General features: G+C 36.4%; 14 protein-coding genes and 1 pseudogene. 8 read left to right on the top strand and 7 right to left on the bottom strand.

What is annotated here, in order from left to right; all coding sequences use genetic code 11:
- The first annotated feature begins 630 nt into the window (after positions 1-630).
- From ACTYBU_RS20365 to ACTYBU_RS20350, 4 genes are all read left to right on the top strand, one after another.
- Positions 631-1,299: a GntR family transcriptional regulator gene (locus ACTYBU_RS20365; protein WP_445492588.1), complete on the top strand. Its 669-nt coding sequence runs from the start codon at positions 631-633 to the stop codon at positions 1,297-1,299.
- Between the two features lie 61 nt (positions 1,300-1,360).
- On the top strand, positions 1,361-2,749 hold the full coding sequence (gene allB / locus ACTYBU_RS20360; RefSeq protein WP_445492586.1) for an allantoinase AllB: 1,389 nt from the start codon (positions 1,361-1,363) through the stop codon (positions 2,747-2,749).
- Positions 2,750-2,967: 218 nt separating this feature from the next.
- Positions 2,968-4,398: an NCS1 family transporter gene (locus tag ACTYBU_RS20355; RefSeq protein WP_445492585.1), complete on the top strand. Its 1,431-nt coding sequence runs from the start codon at positions 2,968-2,970 to the stop codon at positions 4,396-4,398.
- Between the two features lie 90 nt (positions 4,399-4,488).
- Positions 4,489-4,770, top strand: coding sequence for a hypothetical protein (locus ACTYBU_RS20350; protein ID WP_445492584.1), 282 nt, complete (start codon positions 4,489-4,491; stop codon positions 4,768-4,770).
- 394 nt (positions 4,771-5,164) lie between these two features.
- On the opposite strand, the gene ACTYBU_RS20345 is transcribed toward ACTYBU_RS20350, so the two are convergent.
- Positions 5,165-5,959, bottom strand: coding sequence for a nucleotidyltransferase domain-containing protein (locus ACTYBU_RS20345; protein WP_445492582.1), 795 nt, complete (start codon positions 5,957-5,959; stop codon positions 5,165-5,167).
- 159 nt (positions 5,960-6,118) lie between these two features.
- Positions 6,119-9,202, bottom strand: a complete 3,084-nt coding sequence (locus tag ACTYBU_RS20340) for an efflux RND transporter permease subunit (protein ID WP_445492580.1) — start codon at positions 9,200-9,202, stop codon at positions 6,119-6,121.
- Positions 9,203-9,301: 99 nt separating this feature from the next.
- Between ACTYBU_RS20340 and ACTYBU_RS20335 the strand changes: the two genes are divergently transcribed.
- A complete protein-coding gene (locus tag ACTYBU_RS20335; RefSeq protein WP_445492578.1) occupies positions 9,302-10,129 on the top strand; it encodes a TetR/AcrR family transcriptional regulator in 828 nt (275 codons plus the stop codon).
- A 160-nt stretch (positions 10,130-10,289) separates the two neighbouring features.
- Here the strand turns inward: ACTYBU_RS20335 and ACTYBU_RS20330 are convergent, their stop codons facing one another.
- Entirely contained in the window at positions 10,290-10,739 is a 450-nt protein-coding gene (locus ACTYBU_RS20330) for a DUF4362 domain-containing protein (RefSeq protein ID WP_445492576.1), read from the bottom strand.
- A gap of 171 nt (positions 10,740-10,910) precedes the next feature.
- Between ACTYBU_RS20330 and ACTYBU_RS20325 the strand changes: the two genes are divergently transcribed.
- On the top strand, positions 10,911-11,651 hold the full coding sequence (locus ACTYBU_RS20325; RefSeq protein WP_445492574.1) for a polysaccharide deacetylase family protein: 741 nt from the start codon (positions 10,911-10,913) through the stop codon (positions 11,649-11,651).
- A gap of 83 nt (positions 11,652-11,734) precedes the next feature.
- Here the strand turns inward: ACTYBU_RS20325 and ACTYBU_RS20320 are convergent, their stop codons facing one another.
- Positions 11,735-11,911 (bottom strand): hypothetical protein, encoded by a 177-nt coding sequence (locus tag ACTYBU_RS20320; RefSeq protein ID WP_445492572.1) that lies wholly within the window; start codon positions 11,909-11,911, stop codon positions 11,735-11,737.
- A gap of 287 nt (positions 11,912-12,198) precedes the next feature.
- Positions 12,199-12,330 carry a hypothetical protein gene (locus ACTYBU_RS20315; RefSeq protein ID WP_445492571.1) on the bottom strand — a complete coding sequence of 44 codons (132 nt, stop codon included), beginning with the start codon at positions 12,328-12,330 and terminating at the stop codon, positions 12,199-12,201.
- Between the two features lie 153 nt (positions 12,331-12,483).
- On the opposite strand from ACTYBU_RS20315, the gene ACTYBU_RS20310 reads away from it, so the two are divergent.
- Entirely contained in the window at positions 12,484-13,410 is a 927-nt protein-coding gene (locus ACTYBU_RS20310) for a nucleoside hydrolase (RefSeq protein ID WP_445492569.1), read from the top strand.
- A 401-nt stretch (positions 13,411-13,811) separates the two neighbouring features.
- Here ACTYBU_RS20310 and ACTYBU_RS20305 read toward each other — a convergent pair whose 3' ends face one another.
- Together ACTYBU_RS20305 and ACTYBU_RS20300 are read right to left on the bottom strand one after the other, a co-directional pair.
- A complete protein-coding gene (locus ACTYBU_RS20305) occupies positions 13,812-14,231 on the bottom strand; it encodes a VOC family protein (protein WP_445492568.1) in 420 nt (139 codons plus the stop codon).
- A gap of 776 nt (positions 14,232-15,007) precedes the next feature.
- A complete protein-coding gene (locus ACTYBU_RS20300; protein ID WP_445492566.1) occupies positions 15,008-17,413 on the bottom strand; it encodes an Ig-like domain-containing protein in 2,406 nt (801 codons plus the stop codon).
- Between the two features lie 604 nt (positions 17,414-18,017).
- On the opposite strand from ACTYBU_RS20300, the pseudogene ACTYBU_RS20295 reads away from it, so the two are divergent.
- A pseudogene (locus tag ACTYBU_RS20295) lies at positions 18,018-18,550 on the top strand (SDR family NAD(P)-dependent oxidoreductase).
- Positions 18,551-18,607: the final 57 nt, after the last annotated feature.

The following is an 18,607-nucleotide window of genomic DNA, read 5'->3' as shown; positions in this document are numbered from 1 at the left end:
CAAAAAATTACTTTTCCCCATAAAAAAATCACCACTTATCACCTTGGTTACCATTAATTGGTATTAGAGGTGATTATTGTAGCGATTTTTAAAAGTCAAGGGGTTTTTGACATTTTCACTTACAATTTTATGACACTTTCATCTCATTACAATTTTTGGAATCTTAAGTTGATGACATTGAGTAAGACCCCCACCTCAAGATGCTGAGGAATCGAAGTAGCAAGGTGGGGGAAACTGCCCGTAAAGGTCCGAGGGAGGTACACAAACTAAGATCGCCACTTCCTGTGGCAACGTTTGTGTGATCCACTTCCTGTGGACCGCAACTAACCATCAGTGGGGATGAAGAAAACCCCACTGATGGAAAGGTTCACTTTATCTTTATTAATAAATATTCTTCCCAAAATACAATGAAAAATAGAAATATGCAATATATGTAAGGAAAACTAACGTTGTATGTGAAAAAATATAAAAAAATATCAGAAAATTGTTGATTATCCAAATAAGATGTTGTAAATTATAACATATACTAGATTGTATACAATCTAGTATTCAATAAAATATACAACTTTGGAAATATTGCATACAATTATGCATACTATATGGTGGTTTAATAGAAAGAAGGAAATGCGGATGAATTCAAAAGAAGTAGCAATTTATGAAAAAATAAAAGAGGCGATCATTTTACAAAAGCTTCGCCCTAATACACAATTGGTAGAAAAAGAAATTGCAGAGTCGTTTGGGGTAAGTCGAACTCCTGTCCGCAACGTACTTCGCAGATTGGCTTATGAACGATTAGTAAAAATTATTGAAAACAAAGGGGCTTTTGTGACATCTTCCTCTATGGAAGAAGCAAAAGAAGTATTTGAAATGAGACGAATCCTTGAGGCTGAGGCAGTACGACAAGCATGCCGTTTTTCTAACGAAGAACAGCTGAATGAATTGGAAAAGATGGTCGAAGAGGAACTGAATAGCTACGAAGAGATGGATTATAGTGAATCCATACAAATGTCCGGAGAATTCCATTTGAAAATAGCGGAAATGGCAGGTAATTCTTATTTTTATCAGTATTTAGAAGATTTAATTTCATTGACCCATGTGATTATTTCAATATATGGAAAAAATCATGAAGAGAAGCATGCTTGTCTCCATCATCTACATATCTTTAAAGCCATTAAGCAAAGAGATGAAGATCTGGCTGAAAAGTTGGCGATTGAACATTTGATCGAAATGGAAGATAATCTTCACTTTAGTGAAAAACATTCGTTTTTTGCGAGTTTATCGGACGTTTTTCAACAGTAAAAAGATGAAACTACTTTCATATATGCATCCAAACAGGATTAGAAAGCAAGGGGGAAGTAAGATGAAATATGACCTCATTATTAAAGAAGGAAATGTCGTTTTCAGGGATGATGTGAAAAAAGTCGATATTGCCATAAAAAATGGAAAAATATCCGCCATTGCAGAAACCATTGAAGGGGAAGCCGACCAAATTGTGAATGCAAGCGGCCAATATGTTATGCCTGGGATGATTGACACACATGTTCATATTTGTGAACCAGGACGCACTGAATGGGAAGGATTTGTGACTGGGACAAAAGCATTGGCTGCTGGAGGCACTACAAGTTATGTAGATATGCCGCTAAACGCATTGCCTGCAACAGTGGACCGCAAATCGCTTCAATTAAAAAGAGATGTAGCAAAAGGAAAAAATTATGTGGATTATGCATTTTACGGTGGTCTAGTACCGGGCAACCTGGATCAATTAGAAGAGCTTTCAGATGAAGGGGTTGTTGCTTATAAATGTTTTATGGCAACATGCGGCTCGGATATGCCCGATGATTTTACCAATGTGGATGATTATACATTATATACCGGAATGAAACGGTTGGCTGAACTTGGTCATATGTTATCCATTCATGCGGAAAATGCATTAATTACAGATCGAATGGCAGAAAGTATGCTGGCAAAAGGCAAAACAACTGCAGCCGATTATGTTGCTTCCCGCCCAGTATTCACAGAAGTAGACGCTGTGAAACGTGCATTGTTTTTAGCAAAAGAAACAGGATGTAAACTGCATTTTGTCCATATCAGTACAGAAAAAGCAGTAGAGGAAATCATAAAAGCAAGAAATGAAGGTCAAGATGTTACGGTAGAATCCTGTCCTCATTATTTCACAATAACCACTGCTCAATTTGAGGAACTAGGTCCAGTTGCCAAATGTTCGCCGCCGTTGCGTGATGAAGTGGAGCAAGCAAAGCTTTGGAACAAATTAATAGAAGGTAAAATTGATATGCTGACATCTGACCATTCACCATGTCCACCGGAAATGAAATATAGTGCAACCAATAATATATTTGAAGTGTGGGGAGGAATTACAGGCTGTCAAAACAATGTAGATTTGATGTTTGATGAAGCTGTCCTTAAACGCAATGTTCCAGTCGCTGATTTTGTCCGCATGATCAGCTACAATCCAGCACAACGATTTCATTTGCCAATGAAAGGGGAAATTGCTGTAACGAAGGATGCGGATATAATCCTTGTAGATCCAAATCAATCGTATGTCGTGCAAAAAGAGGATCTCTATTACCGCCATCAGCACAGTCCGTATATTGGCAGAAAAATTAATTGCCGCGTTACGAAAACATTTGTCCGCGGAAATCTCGTGTTTGATGTGAATCAAGGCATAGTTGGCGAACCTGTAGGAGAATTTGTTGCTTACAATAAAAAAGCCAAAGCGACAGCACAATAAGCTTTTTACGATAAAAAGAAGCAAAGTTCTACGGAGTTATTCTCTGTCACTAAGCATTTAATTAGTGACGATTTAAAAATACAGAATATTGGAAATTGAAAGAAAGATATGTTTATTTGTTACAGCTAGTGCTTTTTTTTAAAAAGAGAAGAAGCCTTAAGATAAAGGACAACCATGACTACCCAGCATTACGCTAACCATAAAAAGGAGTGAATAACATGGCAATAAAATTCGAAAGCAACGAAACAAAAGAGTCGAAAATTCCACAAAATAAAAATGTGGATGAATCCTTAATGCCGAAGACGGAAAAGGAGAGGACGGTAGGACCAATCCCTTATATGTTTATGTGGATTGGCGACGGTATTAATTTAGGAAATATGACACTTGGAGCTAGTTTAATAGTGGCAGGAGCGGCAACACTGAACATTCTTCAAACATTTGTCGCAGCTATTATCGCAATCGCGATTATTTCCACATTTTTTGCTTTAAACGACAGACTTGGATACAAAACGGGAGTTCCTTATGTTGTGCAGCTTAGAATGTCCTTTGGGATGAAGGGATCCGTTATTTCGTCCTTGCTGCGCGGTATTCCAGCTATTATCTGGTATGGGTTTCAAAGCTGGATTGGCGGTACGGCATTAAATGAAATAGCCAAGATTATGACAGGCGGCGCATTTGATAGTGTTGCTATATGCTTTGTTGTACTTCAAGTTATTCAAATTGTACTTTCTTTGTACGGCTTTCATGCTATTAAATGGGTTGAATCACTTGCTTCTATCGTAATTATGCTAGCACTTATTTATGTATTTGGCGTTCTTTTAAATTCACATAGCGATGCGATTGCGGAAAAATGGGTTCATGCAAAAGGTTCATGGGGCTTGCCGTTCTTTGCCTTTATTATGGTGTTTATGGGGAATTATGCAGGAATCTTTTTAAGCGCAGCCGATTATTCAAGAGAACTGAAATCTGGCATTAGCAACAAAAAACGTGGTGCCTTATACTTTTTCCCTATTTTAGTAGCGTATGGATTTGTTCTGGCAATCGGCGCAATGCTTGCATCTGCAACAGGTATCTCCAATCCGGTTAAAGCATTTGCAATCGTAGTAGACAATTCTTATATAACATTCTTTGTTTCTGCATTTATTGTAATGGGTGCAATTGCTGTAAACATGGTTGCAAATATTATTCCGCCAACTTATGTCATCACAATGCTTACGAAATTAAAATATAAACCAGCTGTTACAGTTACAGGACTGCTGGGATTAGTATCATTCCCTTGGGTGCTTGTACAAGACTCTTCTGCAAAAGGACTTGGCATGTTCATTCTGATCTATTCTGCATTCTTAGGTCCAATCGTTTCCATTATATTATTAGAATATTATGTAATAAGAAAACAAAAAGTAAATGTAGCAGATTTATACAAAGAAGACGGACCATTTGCTGGATATAATCCAGCCGCAATACTTGCCATGATTATCGGTGCAGCTGCAGCTTTTGTCGAAGTAGAACTGGCATGGATCATCGGTGTTGTGGTAGCAGGAATTTCCTACCTTCTATTAATGAAATTTGCATTTAAGGATTCTAAATTTAAAAAAGGCACGATATTCGAGAATACTGGCAGTGTTAATGCTAGTAGAAAAATAGGTTAATAAGTTAAAAGAGAGAGGATGTCCACTTGATTGTGGACATCCTTCTTTTGCATAACATAGTTAGGAAAATGATCGTGGAGAAGATGTAAGTTGTATAAAAAACGTGGTGTAATTAATCAAATTTTTGTCGGTATTTATTCATATACATTTTTTCTGCAAAAACTGACAATCAAACCAATAATGAAAGGAAGAATGGATCCCGTTGTAGCGATTAAACCTTTTGTGCTATCTGTATTCATGATGAAACATGACTGGGGGGAATATTTCCTACTAGGAAAAGAAAACTGGTTGTTAAAAACTAGTGCAGCAAAGGTAACACTAAACCGTTTCAATTTCATTGAACACCTCCCTAATAGCAATTTATGTAAATAATATACATGAAATCACATGCAAATGAATCAGCTGGGACGGAAAAAAACGAAGCTGATAGAAAATATAGAAAAAAATGGAAAGTATTGATCGTTTATTCAGTTAGAAACAGTGGAAAAAGTGCATGAATGTGTACTCGCGACCTTTGCTTTGGAAGAAGAGCCGATTGATGCACGGTTATAAAGGAATACATTGGTTCGTATGCGGTCTGCATATTGAACTAGAATAGAAAATTGATGAAACGCGGGGAAATCTTGAGAAACGCGGGAATATCTTGGGAAACGCGGGAATAACTCGAGGAACGCAGAAATATCTTGAGAAACGCAGGAATATTCCAAAAAACAGTCCCAAAAAGCCCATTAATCAAATTAGTGGGCTTTTTACATGAAAAAGTATGCTATTTCCATACTTCCTCCAATGTTTCTCTAAATAAATCATCTAGCTGAGAGGTTGGATCTGGGTTTTTAATGTTTAAACTCTTTGCATATAATTCGAGCTTCTCTATTTCTTCCAAAAGAAATTCATTGATCACATGAATTCTTGGTTCTAAGTTTAATTCCTCGCCTGCTATTTTGCGTTTTAACAAAGTGTTAATTTCTTCTTTTAGCACGCCGTTTGTAAGAAGGTCCTCTAATAAAACTTGAAACGTCATAGGAGGTACTGTGTTGTATTTTTCAATCCATTTTGCAGCTAGTACAGGTCGAAGCACATAGAAATACTTTTTAATTTTAACTGTATCACCTTGAAGGTATTCTCGGAAATTTCCTTTCGCCATATTAAGATAATGGTATAAACAAGCGTTCTGCGAAAATATATTCTTTTCCAGTTGTCTCATTTTATCGACAGTTGAAAAGCTTTGATAATAAACCATTGTCGAACGAAGCCATTCTAATAAAGGCGGATTCGATTTTCGAAACAGCCTAAATGCTTTCGTCAATTCCCAACCGCTCACATCCAATAAATTATCGATCGGAATAGAAAGAGAATCCCTGCTTGGAACTTCAATCACATCCCTTTTTTGATCAATGGAAAGGTACCAATTTTTTTTATGGACATAAATAAACCGGACATCATAATCACTGTCTTTTGAGGGGAATCCCCAAGCACGACTGCCTGATTCACAAGCGTAAAGCACCTTGATTTCATAATCTATCTCCAGTTGTTTGATTACATGCTGAATATGTTTCTTCAAATCAATCTCCTCCAAACTTCTTATAAAAAATGTTGATATTAGTATATCAAATCTTGAACTCTTTACGAGCGGATTCCTTCCCAATTTTTCCATCATAAGATGCAGACAGATAAACCAAAACAGCCCTGCAAGATACGTTTCCTCTTGCAGAGCTGTATGTTAATTTTCTTCTATTTCTCTACGATTTTTCTTAAATAACTTAGATAATACCTCATAAACGATTGGTACCACAATCAATGTTAATAATGTTGAGCTTGTTAATCCGCCGATTACAGTAATCCCTAGACCTTTCGAGATTAATCCGCCGCCGCCTGAACCAAGCGCTAATGGAATTAATGCTCCGATCGTTGCGATTGCTGTCATCAGAATTGGACGAAGGCGTGTTGCGCCAGCTTCCAGAACTGCTTCACGCATCTTCATGCCATCACGTTCCATATGAATAATACGGTCCACGAGTACGATGGCATTTGTCACAACGATTCCGATTAACATTAGCAGTCCCATCATAACAGATACAGAAATGGTTTCGCCGCCTATTAATAAACCACCAAATGAACCAATTACCGCAAAAGGAAGCGAGAAGAGGATGGCAAATGGTGCAACGCCTTCACGGAATGTCACAACTAGGATAAAGTACACGATTGCAATTGCAGCCGCCATTGCTGCTCCAAGCTGTGTAAATGTTTCCGTCATATCTGCGGATACCCCACCTACATCTTGTGTAACGCCTTTAGGTAAATCTAATTTATCCATGTCTTTCTTTACTTCAGAGGTTGTTTTGGAAATATCATCACCAATGATTGTCCCAGAAACGGATGCATAATATTCGCCTTTACTTCGAGCCAGAGTATTTAATGTTGTACCTTTTTTCACTGTTACAAGATCAGAAAGTGGCATTGTCGTACCTTGTGCAGTCGTTACTTTTGTATCTAATAGATCATCGATTGATTTTGGCTGTGCATCTTCGTCTTGCTGTACGATTACATCTAAAGAACTGCCATCTTTTTCAACCGTTGTTAACACGTCCTGTGTTCTTGTTGGGCTAAGCATCATGGCAATCTGGCCTGTTGTCAACCCGTATTGAAGCAATTCATCTTGTGCTACTTTAAATGTATATTCGACATATGCATCTTCAGCACTTGAAGAAACGTCTTTTAACCCGTCATTTTTTTGTAAAATCTTTTCTGCCATTTTAACCGATTTATTAAGGTTGTCTAAATTTTCACTGTAGAATGAATAACTGACTTCATTTGTAGATCCTGACGAAGAAGCGAAGTTTTGGCTCTTCCATTCACCAGATTGATTAATATTGGACACATAATCTATAATATTATCTCGAACCTCAGGGAAATTATCGATATCTGGGTCAAAAATCAGGTACATTAATGCACCGCCAGCGCCGCCGCCCATCATTGCTGTCATTTGATCGGCTTCATCATTAACCGATAATTGAACGATATCAATATCATCGCGCTTCAGCATTTTCTCTTCTACAACTTTAATATTTTTTAACGTATCTTCTTTCAACTCGCCAGCTTCTGGAGTGTATGTTAAGTACATGACTTTTTCTTCTTCACTGCCCATAAAGCTGAAGCCGATTAATGGAGTCAACGCTAAACTGCCTACTAATAAAACAACGGCAATGATTGAGGTAATGATTTTATGATTCAGCGCTTTTGCAAGAACACTTTTATACCATAACGCTAATTTGCCTGTTTCTTTGTGGCTGCTTTCTGTCTTTTCGCTGTATAGCTTTTTCTTAAATAAAAAGTGGGATAATGCAGGAACAATGGTAATTGCTACAATTAAGGAAGCGCCAAGTGCAAATGTCATCGTTAATGCAAACGGTGTGAACAGCTCACCGACCATGCCGCCAACGAAAATAAGCGGAGCGAATACTGCAACCGTTACTAATGTAGATGACAGGATTGGTTTGTACATTTCAATTGTCGCTTCACGAACAAGAGCTCGTCCTGTTAATTTCTCTTCTTTTAAATGAAGGCGACGATAAATATTTTCCACTACGACAATGGAGTCATCGATTACACGGCCAATGGCAACGGTAATCGCACCAAGCGTCATAATATTCAGTGTAATATCCATCCAATTTAATAAAAGCAGCGCCATAAAGATCGACACTGGAATCGATATAATCGAAATGATCGTTGATTTAAAATCCCGCAAGAATAGCAGAATAATTAATACGGCAATTAAACCACCAAATACTGCTTTTTCAATCATCGTTGAAACAGAGTCTTCAATTGGTTTACCCTGGTCAACTGTTACATCAATTTTAAGGTCATCAATCGTTGCTTGTTCATCTTTAGCTAGTTTTTTCACTTTGTTTACAACATCTACTGTGTTTGCTTGTTGATCTTTGACAATTTGAATCGCAATAGCATTTTTGCCATTTGTACGGGAAACGGATTTTACTTTACCAACAACCTTGATGGAAGCAATATCGCTTAGCTTCACAAAAGGGGATGGATTTTTTTCGGACGGAGTTACTGGTATCAGCATATTTTTTAATTCATTGGCTGTCATGAACTTCCCGTCTATTGCTACTGCCTGTTCCCCTTCTTTAAATTCATAAAGCCCTAAGGAAACGGCTTGGTCACTTGCTTGAATCATTTGCTTCACTTTGTCTTCTGTTAAATCAAGTGCAGCCATTTTTTCTTTATTATAAGTCAGGTCGACTTCTTCCACATGCTGGCCTGACATAGTAGCAGAGGCAACACCATCAATTTTTTCAATTTTTGGCAGCAGGATATCTTCCACTGTTGATGTTAACTCTACAATATCCTCTTTCGAGCTGCTAACACTTAAGGCAACAACCGGCATCATGTTCATGCTGATGGAGGAAGTTGTCGGCTCTTGTGCTCCTTCTGGCAATTTAACGGAGTCCAAAGCAGATTTTAATTCACGTTTTGCCTCATCTATATCTATTCCATATTCGTATTCCACTTGAATGTTAGCCATGTTAGAATAAGAATTTGAATAGACAGCTTTTACGTTTTCGAGATTTTCCACTGCTTTCTCAAGAGGCATGGATATATCTTCCATCACTTTCTCAGGAGTTGCTCCAGGATATACGTCCGTTACCATTAAGTAAGGAATTGATATATTTGGAATCGTCTCCATGTTCATACGAGTACCTGAATAAATGCCAGAGACAGTAATGATAATGGTCAAAAGCCATACTGCCAGTTTATTCTTCAGGACAAAATTTACTATACCTTTCACTGTTACACCTTCCTTTATTTGACTGGTCAAGCTTATTTATTTATAATAGTGACTAACTAGTCAGTTGTCAACAACATGACCTAGGAGTGAAAAAATAAAATGATGAAAAAACAATTAATTATGGAGAAAGCCCTGGAGCTTTTTGCAAAGCAAGGATTTGAAGCTACATCTGTTCAGCAGATAACAGAGCAATGTGGTATATCAAAAGGTGCCTTTTATTTATCATTCAAGTCAAAGGATGAATTGATTTTATCACTAATTGATCATTTTATGATGCAGATTACATCGGATATTGACTATGTAGTCAAAAATAAAAAGAAAGAGGAGCTTTTATATGAATTTTATTATGTAGTTTTTTCTTCTTTTTATAAGTATTCGGATTTTACAAAAATTTTTGTGAAAGAACAGACTCATTCGTTTAATCAAGAATTTATCTTGAAAATTCATTATTACGACAGCTTAATCGAGAAAACCATTCTGTCTATGATTGAACGTTTATATGGAAGCGATTTAAAAACAAAATATGATATGATATACAGCATTAAAGGTTTTATGAATATTTATTCCCAGTTATTTTTATTCTCCAATGCTCCATTCGATTTGGACTTGCTGTCTCAATCGCTTGTGGAAAAAACAAATTTGCTGGCAAAACATGCATCCGTCGCGTTTTTCTCAGAAGCGCTTTACTATAAAATTAAGCAGCCGATAAATGAAGACGGAATAAAAGAACAAATTCTTGGAAATATAGACAATAAAATAGATAAATTGGAAGAATCAATAGAAAAGGAATCTTTACTCCTGTTGAAACAGCAGATGCTTGAATCAACTTTTAGTCCTGCTATTGTAAAAGGCCTGTTGGGAAATATTCGACATCATCCAGAGTGTAGATGGATTAGTTATTTGCTTCGCAGCTATTTTAAAATGTAAACGGTGAGGCAGTTCCAATGTCATTATCTGGGGAGAAATATCTTAACGGTTAATTGGGATAACTAAAGCAGTAAAATTAGCATGTAAGAATGAAGAAGCGATTGGATTATTATTCCAATCGTTTTTCTGCCGTTATATATATCTTTGTCTATACACTTACTCACTGGTACTTTAATTTTTCTTTTTCTACACGAATAAGAAATCGGTCCATACCTTTTGAACAGTCGCTTATTAAGAATTCAACTTCGCCTTGTTTCTTTTCTTTCTCAAGTATTTCTTTACAAACATCTTTTTCTATTCCTTTATCGTTTCCAGCAAACGCATCGTTTGAATTATCGTAAGTATATTGAATAATCTTTCCATCGAATTGCAAGTCTTGGAATATAGGGTCTCCTTCGTCTGTATAGCCTGTAATTCGTATAGTGTCCTCTTTTTTGTTAGATAGGTTAATTAAGAACTTTTCAAACCTCTCTAAATGAACGACTTCATTCTGATAAACAATGTCGCCTCTTTTAATTGCTTCCTCAGATCCGTATGCTCCATCCCTAGAACAACCCAAGATGCTAACAACAATCAAAAATAAAATTACAGCAAATAAAAATCTCTTCATTTCTTCCCTCCAAGCCGACTAGACATCAAGTTATTTCTTATTTAACAAGAAATACCTTAGATGAACAAGCATAAAGGGATTTTTTGATTAAAAATAGAGAAATTTTCTTATAGAATGAAGCTTGTTAAGGAAAAATAAACGGAAAAGTAATTATACAAAGCGAGGGTTTTTATGAAAAAGATTGTTTTGATTTTTCTAAGTTTTTTTCTCTTCCTTCTTCCATCTTCAGCGTTTGCACAAAGGAAAATTCCGATATTAATTTATCATTCCATTGATGAATTTAATGGACAAGGTTCCAAGGAGTTGTATGTAACCCCGGAAAATTTTGAAAAACAAATGATGTATTTACGAGACAATGGCTACACTTTATTAACATTTGAACAGTGGCAGAACAGAAATAAAGTAAACAAACCCATCTTTATTACCTTTGATGATGGATACAAAAACAATTGGAATGCATTTGGTGTTTTTCAAAAATTGCAAACAGATCAGTTTAAGCCAGCTGGCACCATTTTTGTTATCTCTGACTTTATCGGCCGCTCCAACCGATTATCGGCATCAGATTTAAAGAAAATGACAGATTCCGGTTTAATCTCCATTCAGTCTCATACTGCTACACATGCTGATTTGACGAAAATAGAAAACGATGAATATGAGCTGAAAGCATCCAAAAGTAAACTAGAAAAAATAACGGGAAAACCCGTTATGGCTCTTGCCTATCCATATGGAGAATTTAATAATAAAGTTGTAGCTGAAACAAAAAAATACTATTCGTTTGGACTTGCGACAACACCTGAGTTGTTTTTGGAGAAGGGGATGAAAGATGAACTGTATCTGTTGCCAAGAGTCTATATTAAGTATTCGACTACTTTGGAGGAATTTGCAAAGATAGTAGAAGGCGTTGAAAACTGATAGACAGCGCGTTAAAGGTAATAATGATGAAAGAAGAGGTGAGATTTCACCTCGACATCTTTACCGAATAATATTAGCGCCCACTACCTGGATACATTTGGTGCCACTGCTGCCAAGTGCCATGAGGGTGTTGATGATGCCATTGGTGCCAAGGAATGTAAGGATGCTGATGGTGCCATTGTTGCCAAGTGCCATGAGGGTAGTGATGATGCCACTGCTGCCAAGGAACGTAAGGGTGCTGATGATGCCACTGTTGCCAAGTACCGTGAGGATGTTGATGATGCCACTGTTCCCAAGGGACAAATGAATGTTGTGGTTGACCTTGATGCATAATATTCACCTTCTCTTTCGTTTATTCTGTATAGTGTATGCAAAGGAGAAAATGAAGAGCTTATCTATACAAAAGATAGGCTTTTTGCTATGAAAGAGTGGGAAGTGTAAAGACTGATTTTTTTGCCTGAAAACTTTTTTCTATTTGTAATGTACAAACAAAAAGAAATCATTTATATATATTGCACAATGACTTCTAAAATACTATCCACTACACTTATCTAGTAACAACAGATGTTAATTTTTCTGACATGGTTGAATTCAGAATATTTAATTTAATAGGAATCTTCGTTGTTTGTGTCAATAAAAAAGAATCAACCTCAGATTGGGCAAATGATATGTCCATCACATTTCAAAAAAAGCAGAATACCAAAAAGGATTGATTTCCTTAAGATATAAATAAAAAGTGATACCAAGAGTAACGGTGAAAAGTAAAAAATATCCTTTCCCGTATATTACTTGGAAAGTATAAATAATACAAAATATAGGAGAGTGTAAGAATATGGTGAAAATAATTTTGGACTGTGATGCAGGTATTGATGATGCATTTGCTATCGCTTATGCTGTTCATTCCCCTGAAATTGAACTGCTTGGGGTTACCGTTTGTTTTGGGAATGCGCAATTGCATTATACATATCGAAATGCAAAAAAAATACTAAGTATGCTAGATTGCAATATTGGGGTTTGGAAAGGCACGGATAAACCGCTAGTTCTAGAGAGAGAATATAATGGAGTTATTCATGGAAAGGACGGATTAGGAAATACATTAGGAGAAGTCGATAAAGAGGATTTTGAAGAGTGCCAACATGCAGTAGATTATATTATTGAGCAAGCACATAAATATAAAAAAGACCTAACACTAGTTGTAACAGGACCATTAACAAATTTAGCCTTAGCTATTCAAAAGGATCCAGAAATTGTGAATTTAATTGGGAAAGTCGTTACAATGGGAGGAGCGTTAACTACACCTGGAAATGTTAATAAGTTTGCAGAAGCCAATTATCGAATGGACCCACATGCTGCACAGTATGTATTTCAAACTGATTTGCCTATTGTTATGGTCGGACTGGATGTTACGAGAAAAACCTTATTAACAAATGAAGATGTAGAGGATTGGAGAAAAAAAGGTACGGAAGTTGCCAGTTTCTTTGCAGATTTCACCCAATATTATTTAAACGTATATAAAGAAATTCATCCTTATCTAAAAGGTTGTGCTTTACACGACCCACTTGCTATCGGAGTAGCAAAGCTTCCAGATCTTGTTCAAACCATTCCAATCCATATTCATGTAGATACTGAAGAAGATGCTTATGGCAGAACAACAGAGGATTTATATCGAAACAGCCCGGAAAAACCAACAACAGAAGTATCTATTCAAGTAGATGCCGAGAGATTTATGGAAGACTTTTATAAATATGTTTTAAAGTGATTTTTAATTAGTGAGATTAATAGGAATAAACCAAAAGCCCAGCGCACATGCTTGGGCTATTGCTATGAAAGCACTCTATTCCAATTCTCTAATACTTTCCGATTTCCACTAATATATAACAGTTCCAGTAGATTCGCAGTAAGTAATATGCAGTGATTCGCTTAATTGAGCTTAAGTGAATTCAGCCATCAAATTATATTTATTTTTTTATTTTCATCTCTATCTCCTTTTTACGTATTACATATAAGTTCAAAAAATATATTACGTCATAAAAGTGCACTATTACAACTTAAAAACGTTATACATAATCATGGTTTTTTTTTAATTTTACAAATAAAGATGCCTGCATCTCATGCTTAGAAAGAGCTTGGATGCAGGCATCTATTAGGAAAAACCATTCGTTACTTAATTACTGGATAGTCGCAATATTCAATAATGGTGCCTTCTGTATCAGCTGGGTTTAAGTAAATCAATCGTCTGCCGTGTTTGTTTATTCGAAGTGTATCCTCCAACGTTCGAATTCCTTGTTTATTAAGTTCTTCAACTGCCATTTCAAGATTTGGCACTCGAAAGGCAATATGATGCACTCCTTTACCTTTTTGCTTAATAAAACGGGCAATCGGGGATGTCGTATTATTGGTTGGCTTCAACAATTCCAATCTTTCTCCATTCACCTCCATTATCGCTACTTCACTTTCGACACCTGGTACCTCGCTTTTATACCGGTCTATTAATTTGCCAGACAATGCATTTTGATAAAAGGCAATGCTGCTTTCTAAATCACGGACAGCAATCCCGATATGATCTATTACTTTATCCATCTATTTATCTCTCCTATTCTATTTTCTACATGGATCGTATCATAAGAAAATGTTAAAAACTATCTAACTCAGAAAGGCTATCGACAGGATGAAGAGAAAACTCAGTTGGGATGGTGGCTCCATGCTTTACTCCAATTGCTCTCCAAAATATCCTGACAGTGTAAAGAAACTAGCTTAATAGACGCACTTTTTATTTTTTTTGTAAGATTTTCCCTTTTTATCCAACGCGGAAAAACAAATGTAGTTACTATGATTGTATCCCACCCTTATTTCAAACAGTCCTAAAGTATATGGAAGGATTCGCATGATCGAAGCAAAATTTGCTTTGATTAGTTTGAACACTGGAGAAACTTAAAGAAAAAGAGGAAAACCATACTGCTTAGCTAAACCCAAAGAGAGTACTTGGAAGGACTTTCGTCAAAAGATACAAGCAAAAACAAGAAAGACTTTAACATTCAGCAAAGAATTCTAGATAGAAAAGTCAATCCAGTAATAAGAGGGAAAGTAAATTACTTCCTAACAATATGGGAAGCTATTAAAGAAGATGAAAAGTATGGATTAAAAAGCAAAAGAACGCGGCGAAGAGTACTATACTCCTGACCGCGTTCGAAAGATAAACTATGTCTAAAGATTAGTAAAGTATTCAATGTAATATGTTAATAAGCCGTATGCCTTAAAAGGGTACGTACGGTTTGATAAGGGGGTAGCCTTGTGAGAGTTTACCCTACGTTATTTCTTATTATAGTGATGTTGATAAATTTTTCCTTTTCGGTTGTTTAATCTACTTTTACTGTACGAACTTTGCTTTTATTCCATGCTTTATCTCTCGCATAGATGGTTAAATGTGAATTCTTCTTTTGTGCTTTTATTTTTACTTTGAAGTTCCCGTTTTTATCTGCAGTCGCTTTGTTTAATAGCGTTTTTCCATGGTATACAAATACAGTCGAGTACTTTTCTGCTTTGCCGGTGACAGAAGTAGCTTTGTTTGTTACTTTATTTACGGATGGCATAGCAGGCGGCGTTCTATCAGCCACTTTCACCATTTTAGCTGTACTTGCATTTCCAGAGGCATCTGTAGCAGTTACCTTAATTTCTGTTCCTGCACTTTGCTTTGAGATGGAGAATTTGTAATTTCCAGACATGTCAGCAGCAGTACTCTTTTGATAGTTGCCTTTTACATAAAGCTTTACCGTAGCACCAGCTTCTGCTTTTCCGTTAACAGTAGTTGCTTGATCTGTTACCGTACTAATAGTTGGTGTAGAAGGTGCTGTGAAATCAGGTATGTTTGTAAAAGATGGAAGACCTGAAATGTATCCGATTCCGCCTGTTCTGTTTATCCCAATTTCCTTTTCTATTGATTTTTTTAACTCTTCTTTGTTAACAGCGGTAATATTTTTTGCATCGATCTCATCTCCAGGATGCTGGAAATTACTCATAATATAAGAGAAGCCATTACGGTCATCTGCCGCAAATAATCCAGTAGATTCTGCTCCGGCTGGTACGGATAGAACACGAGATAATTTTTTCGTATCGATATTATAAGCCCAAACAAAATTATTTGTATGCTGGCTGCTATCTTCGCCAATAAATAATGTTCTCATTTCCTCCGAGAAGCTTAGGTTATCGGGACTTGCCACTTTATCTACATTAGCAGTGTTTCCATATGAATCAGCGGAAGCTAAGTCTTCTCCAACAAGCAGCCCTGACATGGAAGATGCTGCGTATTTACTAAGAATAGCCTGTCCATTCGTATCTTTTTGACCTTTCTTTAAGTCTAATTGATACGTGACACCTGCTTTAATTTTTGGCAATTGAATATCATCTGTTAGTTCGGAACCAGCAGCATCCTTTTCCATTCCACTGCTTTGATCTGCAACCGCTACATACACTTTACTATCCTTTTCATTTAGTGTAAGACCTTCCATTTTATTAAATTCAGAGGTTGCACCAAGTAATGCTGCATAGCGGCGAGATTCAAGAAATGCAGCTGCTTTTTCTTTGCCAGGCTTCAATTTTAAATACTCTGTTTTGCCATAAGAATATTGCTTTATCGCTTTAAAGCCTTCTTTCAAAACATCGGATGTTTCAAAAATATCACTGAACTTAATACCACTGTCTATCATATCTTTTATTTCGCTGTCTTTCGCATGTCCAAGCTTAATCCATTCTAAGTTTCCAGATCCACCGTTTTCTGTTCCTGTTTGCATGAATTTAGCTGCATATAATGTCCCGGCGGATAAGTCTTTTGCTTTATCAGCAACATACATAAACATCGTAGTATTTTTCCCATCATCTCCAAAGTATGCAGTACGACTATCTGGCATCATCTTTAATAATTCATGAGAAAAGCGGCCTGTACTATAATGCTTCTCTACTTTTGTTTTCCCGTTTTTCTTCACTTGGATTTCGGGAATAAACCCGTAGAAATAAGGATTTGCTTTTGATTTATCTCCAAAATACAACTGAGCAAAGCTTTCCGTCCACCTTCTTGCATCCGAATTCGAATCAAATTCAAAATTCCGAGCATCTGGCTCATACTCTTCTGATCCTAAGTGTGTATTCCATGGTGATATAGATCCGTTACAAGGGATCCAAAGTCCATTTACTTCAGAAAAATCAATTTTCGTTACTTTTTTTGGTTTCAGTTCCCCTGTTTTTGGGTCTTGCTCTAAATTGGTTAAGGACATAGAACCTGGAACAAGTCCATAAGCTGATTCGCCAGCAGCATCGATGGTGTCATACTCATAATGTGTAACCATATATAGTTCTTTATTGATCGGTTTCAGCAGGCTATTGGAATCTGGAGCATCTGAAACAAAGTAGGCTGGTTTTCCAGGGATGCTAGTGTCAACTATTGGATCACCATAATAATCAATAGGAGTACCTGCAGCAATTTTTTCTCCATTATTTGTCGCTACCATATCTTCCGATTTGAATAATCTTTTGTAGGATAAAGGGAATTTCTTCACTTTTCCATTGCTGTATTTGACTTCTACGGTTGCATTTGTATAAGTTTTCACCATTTCATCAATAGATGCAGGTGATTGCATTCCGTTAAATTTAACCGACTCAATCTTGACTTGATCCTTCGCAGCTGCAGCTGCTGGAGTTATAGCAGGAATTGTTAAAGCAAGTGTCAGCGCAAAAGTAGCCCCTCTTTTAGCAAAACGTTTCTTACTCATGTTTCTCCTCCTCGATTAACCTGATTTATATTTTTATGTTTTCTACTATCTATTAAATTAAACTACTGGATTGTTAACTAGATATTGAGCGGTTATTAATTTTTGTGAAATTGACGCTTGGCAAATTTAGATTAGGAACAGTGTGCAAATTTAAAAATCCAAAGTTGGAAATTTCATAATTTAATAGTTAGTTTCTACTACGATAATCTCCTGGATTTAGTAATATGTAAAAAATAACACAAAAAATATTATTGGAATATTCGTATTTTTGTGCATTTTACATATAGTTTTGACTAAACATACTCGGTATAGTGATATCAAGAAACAAAACACATCTTTATCTTTTTAATGACTTTCTAATAAGGAAAATAAACTACTAGTAGGAGGAAACAAGTATGAGATTAAAAGACAAAGTAGCAATTGTAACTGGTGGCAGTCAAGGAATCGGAGAGGGAATTGCACGTGCATTTGGAAAAAAATGGCGCGAAAATTGTTATTGCAGATGTTAATGAAGAAGCAGGTGCTACGGTAGTAGATCAGCTAGCTTCAGAGGGGATTGAATCTATCTTTGTGAAAACCAGTTGTTAGCAGCGAAGAAGATGTTATTGCATTTGTTAAAGCTGGTGTTGAACGTTTTGGAGGAATTGACCTTTTAATTAATAATGCGGCAGTTAACGTACGTAAATCAGCTGTAGATACTTCACTAGAAGAGTGGCAGAAAGTTATTGGCGTAAATTTAACAGGTGCTTTTCTATGCTCAAATATTCTATTCCTGAAATAGAAAAAAAAGGCGGGGGCACAATTGTTAATATTGCTTCATGGCATGCGGAAAAAACAATTACACGTTTAGCTGCTTATGCTGCTTCAAAAGGTGGAATGACTGCATTAACAAGACAAATGTCTTTAGATTGTGGCCCTAAGAACATTCGTGTAAATGCAGTTTGCCCAAGTACTCCTTTACTTGATCTGACTTTTGCAAGTCTTCCTGATCCAGAAGAAGCATTTAAACAAACACTTGAATTCCAACCATTTGGTCGAATTGGTACTGTTGATGATATCGCAAATGCATGTTTATTTATCATTTCCGACAGAAGGCTCCCTCCTCAAGGAATATGGAGGGAACAGCCCAATGAGTAGGTGGGAGATGAATGTCGGTTGGCGTTAGCCAAAACTTTCCTTCTTATGTTATAATAA

Source organism: Niallia sp. 03133 (genome assembly GCF_052663225.1).
The sequence above is the reverse complement of the archived record's forward strand: the minus strand, read 5'-3'. Positions and strand labels throughout refer to the sequence as shown.

Excerpts from the sequence above, each read along its gene's own strand:
- ACTYBU_RS20300 (WP_445492566.1), bottom strand. The coding sequence starts at position 17,413 with ATGAGTAAGAAACGTTTTGCTAAAAGAGGGGCTACTTTTGCGCTGACA.
- allB (WP_445492586.1), top strand. The coding sequence starts at position 1,361 with ATGAAATATGACCTCATTATTAAAGAAGGAAATGTCGTTTTCAGGGAT.
- ACTYBU_RS20365 (WP_445492588.1), top strand. The coding sequence starts at position 631 with ATGAATTCAAAAGAAGTAGCAATTTATGAAAAAATAAAAGAGGCGATC.
- ACTYBU_RS20355 (WP_445492585.1), top strand. The coding sequence starts at position 2,968 with ATGGCAATAAAATTCGAAAGCAACGAAACAAAAGAGTCGAAAATTCCA.
- ACTYBU_RS20335 (WP_445492578.1), top strand. The coding sequence starts at position 9,302 with ATGATGAAAAAACAATTAATTATGGAGAAAGCCCTGGAGCTTTTTGCA.
- ACTYBU_RS20330 (WP_445492576.1), bottom strand. The coding sequence starts at position 10,739 with ATGAAGAGATTTTTATTTGCTGTAATTTTATTTTTGATTGTTGTTAGC.
- ACTYBU_RS20310 (WP_445492569.1), top strand. The coding sequence starts at position 12,484 with ATGGTGAAAATAATTTTGGACTGTGATGCAGGTATTGATGATGCATTT.
- ACTYBU_RS20325 (WP_445492574.1), top strand. The coding sequence starts at position 10,911 with ATGAAAAAGATTGTTTTGATTTTTCTAAGTTTTTTTCTCTTCCTTCTT.
- ACTYBU_RS20305 (WP_445492568.1), bottom strand. The coding sequence starts at position 14,231 with ATGGATAAAGTAATAGATCATATCGGGATTGCTGTCCGTGATTTAGAA.